14 protein-coding genes and 1 pseudogene are annotated in these 17,682 nt (G+C 42.6%); 11 read left to right on the plus strand and 4 right to left on the minus strand.

What is annotated here, in order from left to right:
* The first annotated feature begins 53 nt into the window (after positions 1 to 53).
* The 6 genes from MKY54_RS15215 to MKY54_RS15240 all read left to right on the plus strand — a co-directional run bounded on the left by MKY54_RS15215 (position 54) and on the right by MKY54_RS15240 (position 8,084).
* Positions 54 to 1,820, plus strand: a complete 1,767-nt coding sequence (locus MKY54_RS15215; protein WP_076125688.1) for a sensor histidine kinase — start codon at positions 54 to 56, stop codon at positions 1,818 to 1,820.
* Positions 1,810 to 3,414 carry a response regulator gene (locus MKY54_RS15220; RefSeq protein WP_339191040.1) on the plus strand — a complete coding sequence of 535 codons (1,605 nt, stop codon included), beginning with the start codon at positions 1,810 to 1,812 and terminating at the stop codon, positions 3,412 to 3,414. Before MKY54_RS15215 ends, MKY54_RS15220 begins: the two co-directional genes overlap by 11 nt.
* Before the next feature lie 201 nt (positions 3,415 to 3,615).
* Positions 3,616 to 4,008, plus strand: coding sequence for a hypothetical protein (locus MKY54_RS15225; protein WP_076217567.1), 393 nt, complete (start codon positions 3,616 to 3,618; stop codon positions 4,006 to 4,008).
* Entirely contained in the window at positions 3,995 to 4,480 is a 486-nt protein-coding gene (locus tag MKY54_RS15230) for a nitroreductase (protein WP_339191043.1), read from the plus strand. Before MKY54_RS15225 ends, MKY54_RS15230 begins: the two co-directional genes overlap by 14 nt.
* 18 nt (positions 4,481 to 4,498) lie before the next feature.
* Positions 4,499 to 6,238 (plus strand): ABC transporter ATP-binding protein, encoded by a 1,740-nt coding sequence (locus MKY54_RS15235; protein ID WP_076125680.1) that lies wholly within the window; start codon positions 4,499 to 4,501, stop codon positions 6,236 to 6,238.
* Positions 6,225 to 8,084, plus strand: coding sequence for an ABC transporter ATP-binding protein (locus MKY54_RS15240; RefSeq protein ID WP_076125678.1), 1,860 nt, complete (start codon positions 6,225 to 6,227; stop codon positions 8,082 to 8,084). Before MKY54_RS15235 ends, MKY54_RS15240 begins: the two co-directional genes overlap by 14 nt.
* 318 nt (positions 8,085 to 8,402) lie before the next feature.
* Here the strand turns inward: MKY54_RS15240 and MKY54_RS15245 are convergent.
* Positions 8,403 to 8,624, minus strand: a pseudogene (locus MKY54_RS15245) (TetR-like C-terminal domain-containing protein); the annotation flags it as partial.
* Positions 8,625 to 8,744: 120 nt separating this feature from the next.
* Here MKY54_RS15245 and MKY54_RS15250 point away from each other — a divergent pair.
* Positions 8,745 to 8,972, plus strand: coding sequence for a dihydrofolate reductase family protein (locus tag MKY54_RS15250; protein ID WP_051490997.1), 228 nt, complete (start codon positions 8,745 to 8,747; stop codon positions 8,970 to 8,972).
* Between the two features lie 76 nt (positions 8,973 to 9,048).
* On the opposite strand, the gene MKY54_RS15255 is transcribed toward MKY54_RS15250, so the two are convergent.
* Positions 9,049 to 10,176 (minus strand): glycosyltransferase family 61 protein, encoded by a 1,128-nt coding sequence (locus MKY54_RS15255; protein ID WP_076190386.1) that lies wholly within the window; start codon positions 10,174 to 10,176, stop codon positions 9,049 to 9,051.
* Positions 10,177 to 10,531: 355 nt separating this feature from the next.
* Here MKY54_RS15255 and MKY54_RS15260 point away from each other — a divergent pair, with 355 nt between their 5' ends.
* Complete coding sequence (locus MKY54_RS15260; RefSeq protein ID WP_076125870.1) at positions 10,532 to 11,512, plus strand: aldo/keto reductase; 981 nt, start codon at positions 10,532 to 10,534, stop codon at positions 11,510 to 11,512.
* 460 nt (positions 11,513 to 11,972) lie between these two features.
* Here MKY54_RS15260 and MKY54_RS15265 read toward each other — a convergent pair whose 3' ends face one another.
* On the minus strand, positions 11,973 to 12,836 hold the full coding sequence (locus MKY54_RS15265) for an AraC family transcriptional regulator (RefSeq protein ID WP_076125669.1): 864 nt from the start codon (positions 12,834 to 12,836) through the stop codon (positions 11,973 to 11,975).
* 143 nt (positions 12,837 to 12,979) lie between these two features.
* Here MKY54_RS15265 and MKY54_RS15270 point away from each other — a divergent pair, with 143 nt between their 5' ends.
* Positions 12,980 to 14,476 carry a glycoside hydrolase family 43 protein gene (locus MKY54_RS15270; RefSeq protein ID WP_339191047.1) on the plus strand — a complete coding sequence of 499 codons (1,497 nt, stop codon included), beginning with the start codon at positions 12,980 to 12,982 and terminating at the stop codon, positions 14,474 to 14,476.
* Positions 14,477 to 14,988: 512 nt separating this feature from the next.
* On the opposite strand, the gene MKY54_RS15275 is transcribed toward MKY54_RS15270, so the two are convergent.
* A complete protein-coding gene (locus MKY54_RS15275; protein ID WP_076190385.1) occupies positions 14,989 to 15,897 on the minus strand; it encodes an AraC family transcriptional regulator in 909 nt (302 codons plus the stop codon).
* Between the two features lie 156 nt (positions 15,898 to 16,053).
* Here MKY54_RS15275 and MKY54_RS15280 point away from each other — a divergent pair, with 156 nt between their 5' ends.
* The gene (locus tag MKY54_RS15280; RefSeq protein ID WP_339191050.1) at positions 16,054 to 16,644 is read left to right on the plus strand and encodes an SDR family oxidoreductase; all 591 of its coding nucleotides are present in this window, start codon (positions 16,054 to 16,056) and stop codon (positions 16,642 to 16,644) included.
* 15 nt (positions 16,645 to 16,659) lie between these two features.
* Positions 16,660 to 17,643: an aldo/keto reductase gene (locus MKY54_RS15285; RefSeq protein WP_339191053.1), complete on the plus strand. Its 984-nt coding sequence runs from the start codon at positions 16,660 to 16,662 to the stop codon at positions 17,641 to 17,643.
* The last annotated feature ends 39 nt before the right edge of the window (positions 17,644 to 17,682 follow it).

The raw sequence follows: 17,682 nt of genomic DNA on the forward strand, positions 1-17,682 counted from the left end.
AGAAGCTATAAATAAAAGTCCGTATTCGCTTAATGTCGGCCAGGAGGTTACCGATGAGGTTTGCACGTATCCGATCACAAATCGTTTTTTACTACTTGGCCTTATTAGTGGTTTCCATGATTGCAAGCGGTATTATGTACCAACGAATCAATGAGAAATTCACCGAGGAAAAGGTAGGTGAGGTATCGCTTCAAACCTTGAACGCCATGAATTCCGGAATCGAATCACTTCTTGACAGCACGAATAATTATTCCAAGATGATCGTGTCGAACAATACGGTTCAGGAAATTTTGGGCAGTGATCTGGCGGGTAACGACATCGGAATTTTAACTTACAAGCTAGAGGTTGCTCTGTCAGATTTTATGCTCGCAGAGCCCTCTATCTCTTCTGTCTATCTATTCGATAATGCAGGACGTAAGTTTGCGATTGATTTGCAGTCAGCAAAACCGATCAGAACGGATGGGATCGAGTCAGCGGAATGGTACTCCGAGGCGGTCGCCTTAGACGGAAAAGCAATTTGGAGGAAAAATGCCGGAGGTATCTTCAATTTTGAGACGAAGGAACCCCAGCAGGATCCACAATATATTTCTCTGATTCGCATCGTAAACGACATGAACACTTCTAAGAAAATAGGAGTATTAGTCGTGAACATTACAGTTCAGGAGCTAAAAAAAAGCTATGAACGTTCGATCAACGATAATAAACCTGATTTAATGATCGAAACTGGATATGAGACACTCCTTGATTTTACACGGCCTGAATTATCGACTTATACAAACTCTTCTATGCTTGATGTGCCGCTCGGCAGTAGCAAAATCGTAAAGATCAAAGATCATAATTATCTGATCTCTTCTCTGGTTTCAATGGATCGTGGTTGGAGGTTTACTAGCGCTCAGCCTTTGGGGGAATGGGAAAGCCCCTATCGTCAATTTAATCTGATGCTGTTAATGATTATGTTGTTTAATTTCATTTCTATATTTTTAGGTTCCGTCTGGATTTCTAGATTCATTACTACACCTATTTTACATATGCTGCGATCCATGAAAAAAGTGGAGATTGGAGAGTTCAGTTTGGTTCGGTACGAGGCGAGAACGGATGAGCTGAACCAGTTGAAAGATAGGTATAACAATATGATTATGACCATTGAGCAAGCGCTTAAGCGGGAGAAAGAAGAACAGAAATTGATTCGGAAACTCGAATTGGATATTTTGCAGCAGCAAATTAAACCACATTTTTTATATAACACGTTAGAATCAGCTGGCTATTTAACTTTGTCAGGAAATAATAATGAGGCGTACCAGATTATTTCTGAGCTTGCAGCCTTCTATCGTCAGAGTCTTAGTAAGGGCAGTGATGTAGTAACGTTAAGAGAAGAAGTAGAGATCACTAAAAGTTATCTGAGTATACAAAATATTCGCTATCCAGAAATTTTCATCAGTGAAATTGAGGTGCCGGAAGAAGCTGAGTATGTTCGGATACCCAAATTGACGCTTCAGCCGCTTGTAGAAAATGCGCTTTATCATGGTATTCGCCCTTTAGGGGAGTGTGGTAAGATTCGCATCCTTGCCCGTATTCAGGGGAATCGACTGAAGCTAGTCGTGGAAGATGATGGTGTGGGGATGAATGAAGATAAACGTCGGGAAATGCAAGCTGAGCCCTATGGGCAAAATGAGTCCAGTTTTGGGTTGCGCGGTACTTTGATGCGTTTGAAGCTGTACTATGGGGCGGACATGAATTGTAGTTTGGTCAGTGCACCGGGAGAAGGAACTCGGATTGAATTGGAACTACCGCTTGAGGAGGGGAATAGTCATGGAGCTTGAACTGCTCAGAGCCATTATTGTGGATGATGAAATTAATGCGAGAAAAATTGTTCCCATCATTATAGATTGGCAAGCAGTTGGTTACAGATTCGTAGGTGAGGCCTCGAATGGAAGCGAAGCGTTAGATCTGATCGAAACCATGAAACCGGATGTAGTATTTACAGATATCAGTATGCCTTTTATGGATGGACTGGAATTAAGCCGGTTGATAAAAGAAAGGTATCCGCTAGTCAAAATTGTGATCATCACTGCACATCCCGAATTCGAATATGCAAAAAGAAGCCTGGACATTGGAGTGCAAAATTTTATCTTGAAGCCGCTCCAAGCCGAGGAGGTACGAAGAGTTGCGGTAGATCTTCATGGAAAAATCCGGGAAGAGACAGAGCGGTGGAACGAATATCAGGAGCTGAACCGACAGTTAAATGAAAACGCCGTTCAACTAAAAGAAAAATTTCTAAATGATTTGCTATCAGGCCTCTGGGACCCCGATCAGTTGGATAGCCGATTCCATTACTTTTTTCCTGAATCAGCGAACAGCTTGTTTTCAATCATGCTTATTGAACTTCAAATTCCCTTAGAAGAAGGGGAGGAACAACGAATCCTACAGTCTTTGCGTTGTAAGAGGTTTATTGATTACGCGCTTGAAGAGTATGAGGGAATCGAAGTTTTTTTTGATAACAGTCAACGGATTGTCCTTCTTAATAGAAAAGATAATCAGAATCTTACGAAGATTGGAGAGTGGCTGGCCCAATCGCTCCATGAAAAGCTTGGATGTAAAGCTTGCATTGGCGTAGGTAGTACCTGTACGGATTTCAATAGGATCAAAGAATCCTATAAAGAGGCGCTGGAGGCAGTTAGATATGGTAAGTTAAAGGGCAGTAACGCCATCTATTTTTTTAATGATGAAATTCATTTCGGGGGCCGATCCTGGGAAGCTAAGACGAATGAAATTGAGGAAATTTTGTTTTTTGTAAAAGCTGGTGTCTTAGACAAGGCTGTGCAATCCATTGAGAAAATGTTTCAGGATTTGGAGAAGTCCAAGGCTTTTTCTGTGGAACGAGCTAGGCTGGTTTCGGCCCAATTTGTCTCCACATTAATCAATTCACTCGCTGAAATGGGAGTTATACTAGATAATAATCTTTCTTTCGATATTTCGCCATATAAAAGGATTTTTGAGCTCGATAGCCTGCCAGACATGCAACAGACATTACTTGAACTCACAGAGAAGATAACCTCTCAAGTAACCCGGGCACGAAGCAAAAAAACTAATAATATTATCCATGAAGTTAAAGAATTTATTCAACAGGAGATGCACATTCCGGAGATGTCTTTATCCTATGTATCGAATAAATTCCACATGAATTCCAGTTACTTTAGCCGGATCTTTAAGCAGGACACAGGGATTAGCTTTACGGATTATCTTCTCAAGTGCAGAATGGAAAAAGCGGTGAAGCTTCTGAATGAAACGGATTGGAAAGCTTATCAAATTGCTGAAAAGGTCGGCATTAAAGATCCATTTTACTTCAGTAACTGTTTTAAAAAAGTAATGGGAGTATCCGTTCAGGAGTATAAGAAAAATAGCTTTTCCCTATAAATCACTCCGTTGAATTTGATAATTTTTCTCTTTAAGCCCGCACTTTATGCGGGTTTTTTATTGTTTTTATAGATATAAAGTAAGCAATAATGATGTTACAAAATGGAAAAATGATCTTGACAGAAATGGTTTCTATCGTATACATTTGTATACATGAAGAGCGCGTATACAAATGTATACACCGCAAAAGGAGGAAATAAAATGCGTGAAGGACATGTCGGCAAACGTGGCGGTCATAGGGAACATGGAGAGCACAGAGATCGTGAGGGACGTGGCGAACACAGAGATCGTGGCTTTATGAAACATGGGATGACGGAATCAATGGATCCACATCCTAAAAGTGCTCAAACTTTTCGCCGTGGCAGAGCCATCGCTTTTTTAGATAAGCTTATGGTTAACCGGGCTACATTACAGCGGCAGTTAAATCAGCCTGAGCTTGAATCGATTAAACAAGTGGTTAGCGGTGAATTAAAAGCAACGGAAGCGATCATTGAAGAGTTTAAACAAATCTTTCAGATTCATGAGATCGCTCCAGAAGATACAACATCAAATGTTAATAAAGAGGAGAGTAAAGAAAAAGATGAAAATAACTGAGCTCATTAAAACCCGTAGAAGTACAAAACAATTCAAACAGACTCCAATTCGTGAAGAGGAGTTACATTCATGGCTGGAGGCTGCAAGTTACGCTCCTAATCATCGTATGACCGAACCTTGGGAGCTTCTTTTCATCGGACCCAATACTAGAGCGAAATTAAAGCATAAGACGGATTTTGGCAACGCACCTGTTGTTTTTGCAGTTCTGTCTAAGCCTGCCGCAACTGCGTTTGAATGCGATGAGAATGTTATGGCTGCTGCTTGTTTCGTACAAAATTTCTTATTAGCTGCACATGAAGCAGGTGTAGGTACGTATTGGGCTTCGCTGGGGGCTTTGCCCCATAATCGTGAGATTCTTAGTGTTCAAGAAAATTACGATGTTATTGGGATATTTGGAATGGGGTATCCGGAGGAAGTGCCGAATGCGAAACCCAGAACACCGATTAGTTCTAAAATCACGTATTTATCTTAAACAATTGAAGGTGGCGGAATGTGGAAGCTTAAGCATTATTTGAGGCCATATTGGGTGTGGTGTGTGTTGGCACCATTGCTGATGCTGGTCGAAGTGACTATGGATTTACTGCAGCCCACGCTCATGGCGAGCATTGTGGATAAGGGTGTCATGACAAAAGACTTGTCTCATATTTTCTCGACCGGACTGATTATGCTTGGTGTAGCGTTTATCGGTCTAATTGGTGGGGTGGGCTGCACTATTTTTTCGAGTATTGCTTCTCAAAACTTCGGAAATGATTTGCGGATTAGCTTGTTTGAACATATTCAGAAATTTTCTAATAAGAACCTGGATCAATTGAAGACGGGCTCACTGATTACACGATTAACAAATGATGTGGTACAGCTGCAAACCTTTGTGCAAATGATTTTGCGGAGTATTCGATCTCCCTTGCTATTAGTCGGAAGCTTGGTGATGGCGATTCGGATAAGTCCTATGCTGACCCTCATCCTAGCCGTTGCCGTGCCACTCTTGAGTTTAATTTTGTATGGGTTAATCCGACTTTCTTTTCCTTTGTTTCAGAAAATGCAGGTCAAATTAGACGGTGTGAACACAGTGTTGCAGGAAAATTTATCAGGCATTCGTGTAGTCAAAGCATTCGTCCGCGCTAACCATGAACAGAAACGCTTTAATACAGCTAACAAGGATTATACAGAAATTGCGATAAAAGCGGTACGGTTAATGTCATTAAATATGCCGCTAATGATGCTTGTACTAAATGCCAGTATTGTTGCTGTACTATGGTTTGGGGGAGTGCAAAGCTGGAACGGTGGGCTGCCAGTTGGTCAGCTGATCGCTTTTATTAACTATATAACCCAATTGTTGATGTCAATGCTGATGTTAAGCAATATGTTGACCTTCTTCTCACGAGCCAAGGTTTCTGCCGATCGGGAGAATGAAGTATTTTCCACCATTAGTGAGATTAAAGAAGTTGCCAACGCTAAAAAAGATGCCATACACAACGGTCGGATTGTATTTGACAATGTATCTTTTGCTTATGATCCTTCTGATGAAAATCTAGTGTTAGACGATATTAATTTCACTGCGGAGCCAGGAGAAACAGTGGCCATTCTTGGTGCCACCGGTACTGGTAAATCATCATTGGTCAGCCTCATTCCCCGGTTTTACGAAGTGTCCTCTGGATCCATTACAATTGATGGCTCCGACACTCGTATGATTGCTCTGGAAGATTTGCGTAGCAGAATCGGATATGTTATGCAGCAGGCTATTCTGTTCAGCGGTACTATCCGCGATAATATCCGATACGGCAGACCGGATGCCACAGATGAGGAAGTGGAAGAAGCAGCAATAGCCGCTGAAGCTCACAGTTTCATTTTAGAACTTCCACAGGGTTACGATACAGAGCTCGGCCAGCGTGGCATTAACCTGTCCGGTGGGCAAAAGCAGCGGCTTTCGATTGCACGGGCACTTTTAATTCAGCCAACAATCCTCATTATGGATGACAGCACTAGTGCGCTCGATGCAGCGACAGAGTCACGAATCCGGCAGATGTTAAAAACACGGCTGCGCAGCAGCACGAATATTTTGATAGCTCAGCGTGTCACCTCTGTAATTGATGCTGATCGTATTCTGGTATTAGAAAACGGCCGAATTGCTGTACAAGGTACACATGATGGACTTATGAACAGCAGTGAAATATACAGAGATATCTGGAGATCACAGATGAAGGGAGAGGAGGTGCCTTATGTCAAAGCTTAATAATGGCATGAACACCACTCCTTTTAATCGATCAGGCGGATTCGGACCTGGATCTGGACCGGGATCTGGCCCTGGACGCGGCGGAGCTGTGCCGATCGTACGCGCTAAGAATCAAGCGGGAACACTCAAACGCATCTGGATGTATTTGAACCGCCAGCGGTTCGGGTTAATCATTGTGTATGTATTTACAGTGTTGAATGCAATCCTTTCGTTGATCGGGCCTTATCTAATCGGTAAAGCGATTGATACTGCCGTAATTCCTCACGATTATCAGGGTCTTATTCGCTTTTGTCTACTCCTAATAGGTATTTATGGTCTAAGCAGTGTGGTTGCTTGGGTGCAAGCCTATGTTATGACATCCGTCTCACAGAATACCGTGTTTGAGCTGCGTCGTGATCTGTTCAGCAAATATCAACAGCTACCGATTAAGTTTTTTGACACGCAAGCTAACGGAGAACTAATGAGCCGGGCAACCAACGACATAGAGAGCGTATCCAGTACACTTAATCAGAGTGTGACCCAGTTATTAAACAGTTTGATCACCCTAAGCGGTTCACTAGTGATCATGTTAATGATGAACGTTCCGTTGACCGTAGTTTCACTGATAACGATCCCTCTTGTGTTATTGTCCAGCCGTAAAATCATAGGTTTAAGTCGAACTTATTTTAAAAATCAGCAACGCCATCTAGGTGAGTTGGGTGGATTTATCGAAGAAACCATCAGCGGACAAAAAGTAGTCAAACAATACAGCAGGGAAGAGACAGAAGTGAAACGGTTCCGCAAAATCAGTGGAGAGTTGAATAAAGTCGGCATTAAGGCACAAATTGTTTCCGGATTAGTGGGACCGGTTATGAACATGATTAATAACCTTGGATTTGCGATCATTGCCGGGGTGGGTGGCTGGATGGCTTTTCATAATATGGCTACGGTTGGCGTAATCGTTAGCTTCCTTACGTATTCCAAACAGTTCGGACGACCGATCTCCGATCTTGCTAACCAGTACAATCTAATTCAGTCGGCAATTGCTGGTGCGGAGCGTGTGTTTGAAGTTATGGATATGCCATCCGAATACGGTGACGGTGATGAACAAAGTGACGATCTGCCAAGGTTAAAAGGGAACGTTGTTTTCAAGGACGTTTCATTTGCTTACAAGCCGGATTCACCAATTCTGAGTGGGGTTACGTTTGAAGCAAAACCCGGAGAGAAAATTGCGCTTGTCGGCCCAACGGGTGCTGGAAAAACGACCATTGTCAACTTGCTGATCAGATTCTATGATTTGAGCGGCGGCTCCATATTCATTGATGGCCGCGATATTGGAGAGCTGGATAAAAATGCACTTCGTAGTCAATTGGGAATGGTATTGCAGGACGCGCATGTATTCTCGGGAACGATTCGGGAAAATATTCGCTTTGGCCGTCTTGATGCGACTGACCAAGAGGTAGAGGAAGCGGCAAGATTGGCCAATGCAGACGCCTTTATCAATAGACTGCCGCATGGATATGAGACTATTCTCCATGCGGAAGGCAGTAATTTGAGCCACGGCCAGCGTCAGCTTTTAACGATTGCCCGCGCCATTCTAGCTGATCCAGCTATTTTGATCCTAGATGAGGCAACCAGCAGTGTGGATACGCGTACGGAAATGCATATTCAACAGGCGATGGAAAAGCTAATGAAGGGACGAACAAGCTTTGTGATCGCCCATAGGCTTAGTACCATCCAGGATGCTGATCGTATACTCGTTATTCAGGGTGGCGGAATTGCCGAGCAAGGCAGTCATAAAGAGCTTCTTGCGCTGCAAGGTGTTTATTACGAGCTGTACAATACCCAGTTCAAACGAGCGATTTAAAAGAATCTTTACTTGAACTGATAACATTTGTAAGTAGATGCTTTTATCGGACTCCTCTGACCTTAAAGGCAAGATTTTCTGATTTTCAGAAGATTAAAGGACCCCACTGCAGCTATTGGCATGAAAAACACAAAATATAAGTCACTTTCTAAGGAATAACGTCCTTGAGGTCCGAAGCCCTGTTTCAAGAGCTGAAAACTACCAAATAACGTCATCTGGGTCCGAAGTCCTTAAAAAGATGTGTAATCTATTGCCGTAATTAATGCCCGATAAAAAAGAGCGGCGATTCACCTATTATAGGAGAATCGCCGCTTTTTTTTATAAATTCCTCTCTAATAACGTTCCGAGTTGTTCGGCCAAGACTTGATAGGTCACAGGTCTTTCATTCTTGAACCACCATTCCACTACCCCTGCATAAGCCGATGCAACAAAACTAATAATAACCTCTTCATGTAACCCTTCGTTTATGCCTTCGGTGGTAGTTACTTCATGTCTAAACTCATCGAGAAGAAAGCTTAAGAAACGATTTCGGAAATAAGGAGCACCTTTACAATAACAGCCTTTTTAAGCGCATCTTGAGTTTTGAATTTCAGAAGGAAGTCACAATAGAACAGAGGATCATATCATTGAAGTAATCAATTATTCTCAATCGATGAATTGATGCTGGAGGGTGGGGGCATTTTAAACGGGTCTTTCCTGAATGAAGATTTAATTGATGAGTTGAGCCTGGTTATAGTTCCCATCGCAGATGGTGCCTCTAATTCTGTGACCTTATTTGAAATGGATGCATCTATGAAACAACAGCCCCCAGCAAATTTTAGCTTGAAGAGTGTAGAAAAACTTGCGGATGATGGGCTATGGTTGAAGTATGTAACACGGCGTGATTAAATCTATGTTTCTTAAAAAGCGCAAAGCAAAATATGCTTTGCGCTTTTTGAATTCGAGAAAGTAGTAAGCATTCTTCTCATTCCAAGCCTGCCAGATGCATCGTTTGTTTCAGACGATCTACGTTCACATAGATGTCCTCCAGTCCTGGAAAACGAATCGCAGGATCGGGTACACCTTGCCCGTACACCATATAATATTCGAGATTATTATGGTTGCTGATCATCCAATAGGTTGGAACAACATGCTGGGCATGGAAAATTTCAATGACCTGTGTTCCAGGCTGGCAAAAAGCCAGATTAGCGAGTCCAGCACCATGTGGACCTACGATTACTTTCGCTGAGGCGAATAATTGGATTTGCTGGGCAACCGTCCAGTCCTCTAGACAAATCGGTACGATATTAAAATTCTCAAGGCAGCGGATGACATCATCTTCATTAACCAACCGTCTTGAGCTTGCTTTTTTTCGTGAGATATAAAAACGTTCTGGAGTGACTAGTGTTGTTTCTCTATGCGGCAACAAAAATCTTCGCAGTGTATCCGTGGTCCAAGGAGGATAATGTGAATTCATCATTAAGGAAGGGACAAGTAGCCGGTCAGCCTGAACATATACTTCTGAATTCGTCCGGATCACCAATGACTCGGATATCCCAAGCATGGCCCACGTTTGTTCCACAAAGGGTCCATACGGATTTGGATTCATGATAATAGTGGAGTAAGTGATTCCGCTCGATTGAAGCATCGCTAATCTAGGAAGCACATCATACATCCAATGAAAATAGTTATGGGCTCCGCAAAAGGTTAACACCGCCGCGGTCCCGGCAAAATGTTGAAGCTGCGGATCATTCCACCGGTGAAACACTGGGTGCTCATCTGCTTCAAGCATCCTATATTGCTTGGCGTCATATTCTTGGGAAAGATCAAAGATCAATTTCCCTTCTGGTGTTAGAACAGCACCAGATTCTCCCCATACCTTCCCTCTGGAAATGGTGGCAACGTATCCGCCAAAGGGCTTTAAACAATAAGGTGTTAGTGCTGGAGCAATGCTCGTTTCAATGCTTTTAGGCGCTCTGAACTCAGCCGCCCGTCCGAAGTCAAAAGGAACGACATTCCCCGCTTCCTTTGTACTGTTTTCGTTGTGGGAAGTAAAGTCCCAGATGCTTTGGTAATATCCTTGGGGTGGTACCCCTTGTGCAGAAAATAACATCATGTCACCTCATATTCCCAAGTAGAAGCGCAGAAACCTTATTAAGCTATTTTATGAAATGAACAATCTTCGGACACAGACTTACACGGAAAGAGGCGGATGAACAAGATTTGATTCAAATGCTGTTATTACTTGATTAATAGGCTTGACATGGACCAGGATTGAATATAAATTCAGTTTATTCAAACGCCGTTTAAATCATCGATTAGGTGCAATGTACTGCCGGAAGTGTTAACTATTCCGCAGTTCCTTTTCATCGGTATGCGTTGGAGCTGTTTTATGAATTAATATGTAACCCTTTAAGACAGGGCAATAGGATATTACAATTTAATTGGAAAGTGTGGATTCGAGATAAATGAAGTATACAAAACTTGGAAAAACGGGGCTGGATGTATCCCAACTGTGTTTAGGTTGTATGAGCTTTGGCGTTGCCGAACGTTGGATCCATCAATGGGTGCTTGATGAGAAGCAGAGCCGTGTTATCATAAAAAAAGCGCTTGACCTGGGTATTAATTTTTTTGATACAGCGAATGTATACTCCGATGGAACGAGTGAAGAAATCGTTGGACGAGCGCTTAAGGATTATGCCAATCGAGACGAGATTGTTTTAGCAACTAAGGTCTTTAACCGTATGCATGAAGGTCCGAACGGAGCAGGATTATCCCGGAAAGCAATTATGAGTGAGATTGATAAGAGTCTCAAGAGATTGGGAACAGATTATGTAGATCTATATCAGATTCATCGCTGGGATTATCACACACCTATAGAAGAAACGATGGAAGCTCTTCATGATGTAGTGAAGGCTGGTAAGGCAAGATACATAGGTGCCTCAGCAATGTATGCTTGGCAGTTTCAAAAAGCGTTATATGTAGCGGAGAAAAACGGTTGGACCCGATTTGTATCTATGCAAAATCATCTCAATCTTATCTATCGTGAGGAAGAACGAGAGATGTTGCCGCTTTGTAAGGAAGAGAATATTGGTGTTATTCCCTATAGTCCCCTTGCATCAGGAAGACTTACGCGAGACTGGGCGGTATCAACTCATCGTTCAGAAACTGATCAGATTCAAAAATCTAAATATGATGGAACTGCCGATACCGATCAATTAGTCGTGGAGCGAGTTGCGACAATCGCCGAAAAACACGGTGTTCAACGGATTCATATCGCTCTTGCTTGGTTGCTTCAAAAAGAACCAGTTACAGCACCTATCATCGGGGCTACAAAAACATCGCATCTCGAAGATGCCGTAGGTGCGTTATCCATTACTTTAACCTCTGAAGAAATTGCGTTTTTAGAGGAGCCTTATGTACCACATTCCATCGTTGGTTTTAATTAATAAAAAATCAATGGGGGAGGATAATCCCGTAGAGCCGAAGTCAGCGTTGTTTACCAACGTTTAACTGTATTTTGTACAGCTATATTCCTTCAAATCACTCAGCTCGGGGATATAAGTGTACTTCGTACATCTATTTCCTTGATTTTCTACCCATTAGGTAGGTTTGGTTGTTTTTAGTTGTATAAAGTGCAGTTAAAGTATGAAGGTTCTTTCTGCGTACGGAATAAGTGTATAGAATGCAGTTATTTTCCAGATTCGATTAAGACGTAGAGCTAGAAGAATGCGGAGAGGAACTTCCGATCGCTTCAAGTCCAAGGTTTGTTAAAAGCGATTAGCGACCATTAGTCTGTTTATATTCACTTGCCCATAATCTGATCAGGTAATGCGCATTAATTCAAAAACACCAGGGAGTAATTTTCCAATAATAGGAGAATCGCTGCCTGGTGTTCTTTTTTTACACTCAAAGCTTGTTCCTATAGACCTTGGGTGACATCCCATAGATTTTAGTGAATTGGCGAGTAAAATAATTACTATCACTAAACCCGCATTCATGTGAGATTTGGGTGATACTGAGATTAGAATGCTTTAATAGCCCGCAAGCCCGTTCCAGACGTAAACGATGAAGATAAGCGATCGGGGTTGTCTGATAGTAGGAGCGAAAGATCCGGTTTAAGTGTCTGACTGATATGTCCGAATGTTTGGCGATCTGATCCAGTGTTAACGGCTCAAGATAACGATCTTCCATATATGAGAGCGCATTCGCCAAATGCATCAGATGGTTCCCCTGAATCCCTTTTTCCTGTGGGTCATAATGTCTGGACAAATAGACGACCAGTTCCATAAACTTGGAGCCCAGCATGGTCTGATAACCCTGTAGCTTGTTGTGATATTCTTCAATCATGCCCGCAATGAGAAAAGAGACATACTCCAGGTTAGGAATCGGCAAGCTGAGTTTGCTTGTGTAGGAATGTTTATGACGATACAGGGGTTCCAACACAAATAAGGCTTGAAAGCCGTTGGATGTCCGCAAATCCGCTCCGGCCGTCGATAGCAATTCAGGCTGAAACATAACATTGCAGATCTTGAAATCCTGAGGATCTTTAAAAGCATGCGGGGTCGAACCATTAATTACAAACACATTTCCCTTTTTGATAAAAGACTCCTCAGTATTAACAATATGTGTAGCTGTGCCACTCAATACAATTACGAGCTCTGAAAAGTCCGCATGTCTATGTAGATCGGTGTCTTCGTCGTGATAGCCGTATTGAATAAAAAATGGAAATTGACGATCAGATGTAAACCATTTTAAATAAAATTCACTCAACTCGTTACCCTCCAAAAGCTTGTCTAGATGAATGTCTATACCATGCTATTTTAGGACCGAATAATCAAGGCGTTCTATCCAGTTGAAGCAGTATAATCCTTGACATAGGTTTCAGTGATTAAGATAGAGAAGGAGAATACTACATGAAATATAACAATCCGATTATCCCGGGGTTTTATCCAGATCCAAGCATTTGCAGAGTAGACGAGGATTATTATCTGGTAAACAGTTCATTTGCCTATTCTCCGGGAATACCCATTTGGCACAGCAAGGATTTGGTGCATTGGAAGCAGCTTGGGTACTGTTTGACTCGTGAGAATCAGCTTCAATTTGATGAATCCGTGGTGTCCGGAGGTGTTTGGGCGCCGACTCTTCGTTATTATAACGGTCGTTTTTATATGGTTACGACAAATCAGGATAGCGGAGGTCATTTCTACGTTTGGGCGGATGACCCGGCAGGCGAATGGTCGAATCCACTTTATGTGGAGCAAGAAGGCATTGATCCCTCCTTGTTTTTTGACGATGGAAAGGTTTATTTCACAAGCACAGGCTCCGAGCAAGGGATGGGGATCTACCAATGTGAGATTGATATTGAAACGGGTCAAAAGCTTAGCGATACACGCTTGATCTGGACTGGCAGCGGAGGGAAATTCCCTGAGGGTCCACATCTTTACAAAATAAACGATTACTACTATTTGATGTGTGCGGAAGGTGGGACAGAATATGGACATATGGAGACTATTGCAAGAAGTAGATCGCCATATGGGCCTTATGAATCGTCTCCTCACAATCCCATTTTGACACATCGAAGTTCAGATTACCCCATTCAAGCTACAGGGCATGCCGATTTAGTTGAAGCACAGGATGGTAGCTGGTGGGCGGTATTTCTGGGGATTCGACCAGTAGGTTATCCTTACCATCATCATCTTGGCAGAGAGACATATTTGGCTCCTGTTCAGTGCACGGAGGAGGGGTGGCCAATGATTGGTGATAACGGAGTGGTTGGTTTAGAAATGGAAGCTGACCTGCCTTCACCAATGCCGTGGGAAGAAGAGCCTGAAACCGACGATTTTGATCAATCTGACCTAAGAATGAGCTGGAATTTCATACGTAATGCTAATAAGGTGGATTGGTCATTGCAGGAACGGGGAGGGTGGCTAGCTTTACGTGGATCAGATGTGAGATTAAATGAGAAGGGTACGCCTGCTTTTATTGGCTGTAGACAGCGGCATTTGAATTGTGAAATTACCACCAAAATGGAATTTAGCCCTCTTGAGGGTGACGAAGCTGGTCTTGTAGTTTTTATGGATCAGAAGTATCACTACGCAATTGGACTAACGCAGATGGAAGGTGAAAATGTTATTACGCTGCGCAGACAGGTAGGGAGCATTAGTGATGTGGCATATTCTTCGGCTTTCGAAGGAACAGGGGTAGAATTGAGAATCCAGGTATTACCTGAAAAATATATATTTTACTATCGAGGTGTGGATCAAATATGGCATCTGCTTGGCGAAGCCGAGACACACTTGATATCTACTGAAGTCGCAGGCGGATTTACTGGAGTATTCTTCGGCATGTATAACTACTCTCCTTATGGAACAACTGCTTATTATGATTGGTTTAGCTATCAAAAGAAATAAAAGGCGGTCGGCTACGTGATCGTCAGAAAAAGCAGTGTTAGCTTGTGAAAAACACAAAGCAGCGATTCTCCAAGTATGGATGAATCGCTGCTTTGTGTTTTTTGGTTGTTGTTGTTGTTGTTTGGATATCGTTGTTTTTTTGTCGTCGTTGGTTGTCTCCCTCAGCTTGTATTTATCAACCTCTTGGGCTTAAGGACTCAGAGGACGTTATTTGCGTATTTATCACTTTTTAAGCATAGTTTCGGACCCCAGTGCAGCTATTACTTCGAAATAGATTCATATTGAGTGTTTTTTGAGCAAATAGCGGCTATGCGGTCCTTTAGCATCCCAAATGTGAGATAATACTGCGTTTAAGGTCCCCTGGGTCCGATAGTGATCAGCAGATAGGATAAGCCTGATAGGATAAACCTGATAGGACCAGCCCGATAGAATCAGCGTGTGCGCAAAGGTTACCTATACATGTTGGTCTTTAGCGGATAGTTCCATATTGTGAATGAAGAACACGTTCGCTTTTATCCTATGAGCATATTTTCCTTCAAACGCTTGATGTCTGCTCTAGGGGGTGAACCAAACATCCGAGAATATTCGCGGCTGAATTGTGATGCACTTTCATAGCCAACACGGAACGCGACATCCGCTGCATCCGCTGATTCAGATAATAAAAGGCGGCGAGCTTCCTGTAAGCGCAGATGCTTTTGAAACTGAATAGGACTCATGGCAGTTACCTCTTTGAAGTGTCTATGGAACGAAGAAATACTCATATTGGCTGTTTCAGCAAGCTCTTCAATCCGCAAAGGTTTATCACAGTTCTCGATAATCTGTTCGATGGCCTCCCGAATGCGGTAGGTGCTGCTACCTTCCATCGCAATTTGAGCGAGTGTAACTCCATAGGGTCCCTGCAGAAGCCGGTATAGAATTTCATCAGTATAAATCGGAGCCAAAAACGGAATGTCCTTGGGATCATCCAGCAAACGTACCAATCTCAGGATCGCATCCAATAGTGATAACTCTATCTGCCCGACATACATAGCTCGCTTAGCATTTTCTTTCGGAGCGAGTTTAAATTCGGAATCATTTAGTACTTTCAAAATCTGACTCTGCGTGAATTCTAGCTTAAAGCTTAAATAGGGTGCGTTGGGAGAAGCTTTTATAATCTGACCGATAACGGGTAAATTCATTGATGATATTAGATAATTTGCGGGACCATACTCAAAACGCTCCTTGGCCAATAAGATCTCCTTTGTTCCCTGCGCAATGAAACATAAAGAAGGTTTGTATACTCTGTATACTGGCTCGGTCACATTGGAGTTACGAATCACAAACAATGAGGGGATAGCGGTCTCATATACTCCATCCTGGCTCGAATGATGTTCAATCAATCTGGCGAGTTCTTCTTTCCGCTCTAGTAATTCTTTAGACATGTGCTCCTCCTAATGTTTTGTTCTTATTCAATTATAAAGTAAAAACATCTTTTGTGTTAGTGATAGTGAGAGGAATAGGCAATCATTTAAGATAATTGAGATAACGGCGTCCCCTTCATTTATCGCATAATTAGAACTAAGAAAGGGGGTTTGAAATTGAGTAATGTTTTGATCTTAGGCGCTAATGGCGGAATTGCACGACATGCGATTGATTTGTTTTTGAACGAAACCGATGCCCGGTTAACACTTTATCTCCGTAACTCGGACAGATTAAGCCATATAACATCCAGCCGTGCTCGAGTAGTTGAAGGAGATGTGTTGGATAGTGAGCAATTAAAAGAAGCGATGATCGGGCAAGAGGTTGTTTATGCTAATCTGGCAGGTAATTTGGAGAAAATGTCTAAGACTATCGTTGAAGCAATGAACACCACTGGTCTTAAACGTTTGATTTTTATCAGCTCAATGGGCATTTACGATGAAGTTCCAGGAGAGAAGTACAGCAGTATATTGGATCCATATCGTAAATCTGCAGAAATTATTGAAGCTTCAAATCTTAACTATACAATTTTGAGACCTGGATGGTTTACCTATAAAGACGAGATAGACTACGAAATAACTCAGAAAGGTGAACCTTTTAAAGGGAGAGAAGTGTCGCGAAAAAGTGTGGCTGCATTAGTTGTTAAATTGGCCGAGTCACCAGATATGGAAATTCGCCGCAGTTTAGGAGTAAACAAACCCAAAATCTAAAGGAGACACAAACTGATGGAATATACAAAACTTGGTCGTACTGGTTTGGATGTATCTAGAATTTGTCTTGGTTGTATGAGTTACGGAGTACCTGAACGTGGAATGGCTCCGTGGTCGCTAAATGAGGAGCAGAGCAGACCCTTTATTAAAAGAGCACTGGAGCTTGGCATCAACTTCTTTGATACGGCTAATGTATACTCTGACGGAACAAGCGAAGAAATTGTCGGACGTGCCTTAAAAGAATTCGCTCGCCGCGATGAGGTAGTCATTGCTACAAAGGTGTTTTTCCGGATGCATCAGGGACCAAATGGAGCAGGACTTTCACGCAAAGCGATTATGACCGAAATAGACAACAGTCTAAAACGGCTGGGCACAGATTATGTGGACCTATACCAGATCCATCGTTGGGATAATGACACTCCTATCGAAGAGACCATGGAGGCCCTTCATGACGTAGTAAAGGCAGGTAAAGTTAGATATATTGGAGCGTCCTCTATGTATGCTTGGCAGTTCTTGCAGGCACAGCATGTTGCTGAGCGTAACGGTTGGACTAAATTTGTCTCTATGCAAAATTACTTGAATCTACTCTACAGGGAAGAAGAAAGGGAAATGTTGCCTCTTTGCCGGGAAGAAGGAATCGGTGTGATCCCATGGAGTCCGCTTGCTAAAGGTCGACTAACCCGTGATTGGAATGAACAAACAGCTCGTTCAGAGATAGACGAAGTCGGAAAGGCATTTTATGCAAAAATGGCTGAGGCTGACCGCAAGGTTGTTGAGGTAGTTGCCGAAATTGCGGCAAAGCGCGGGATTCCACGTGCCCAAGTAGCGCTTGCTTGGGTTCTGCAAAAAGAGCAAGTAACATCGCCTATCATTGGTGCAACCAAAGCAAATCATCTGGAGGACGCCGTTGCAGCGGTATCAGTGAAGCTGGAGCTTAGTGAAATAGCGAGTCTGGAAGAGCCTTATGTGCCACACCCAGTTATAGGAAATCTAAGCTAGATTAAAAGCGTGATACCCTTGGGGATCGCGCCTTTTTTT

This window comes from Paenibacillus sp. FSL P2-0121, from assembly GCF_037975345.1.
GTDB classification, from domain to species: Bacteria; Bacillota; Bacilli; order Paenibacillales; family Paenibacillaceae; genus Paenibacillus_AQ; species Paenibacillus_AQ odorifer.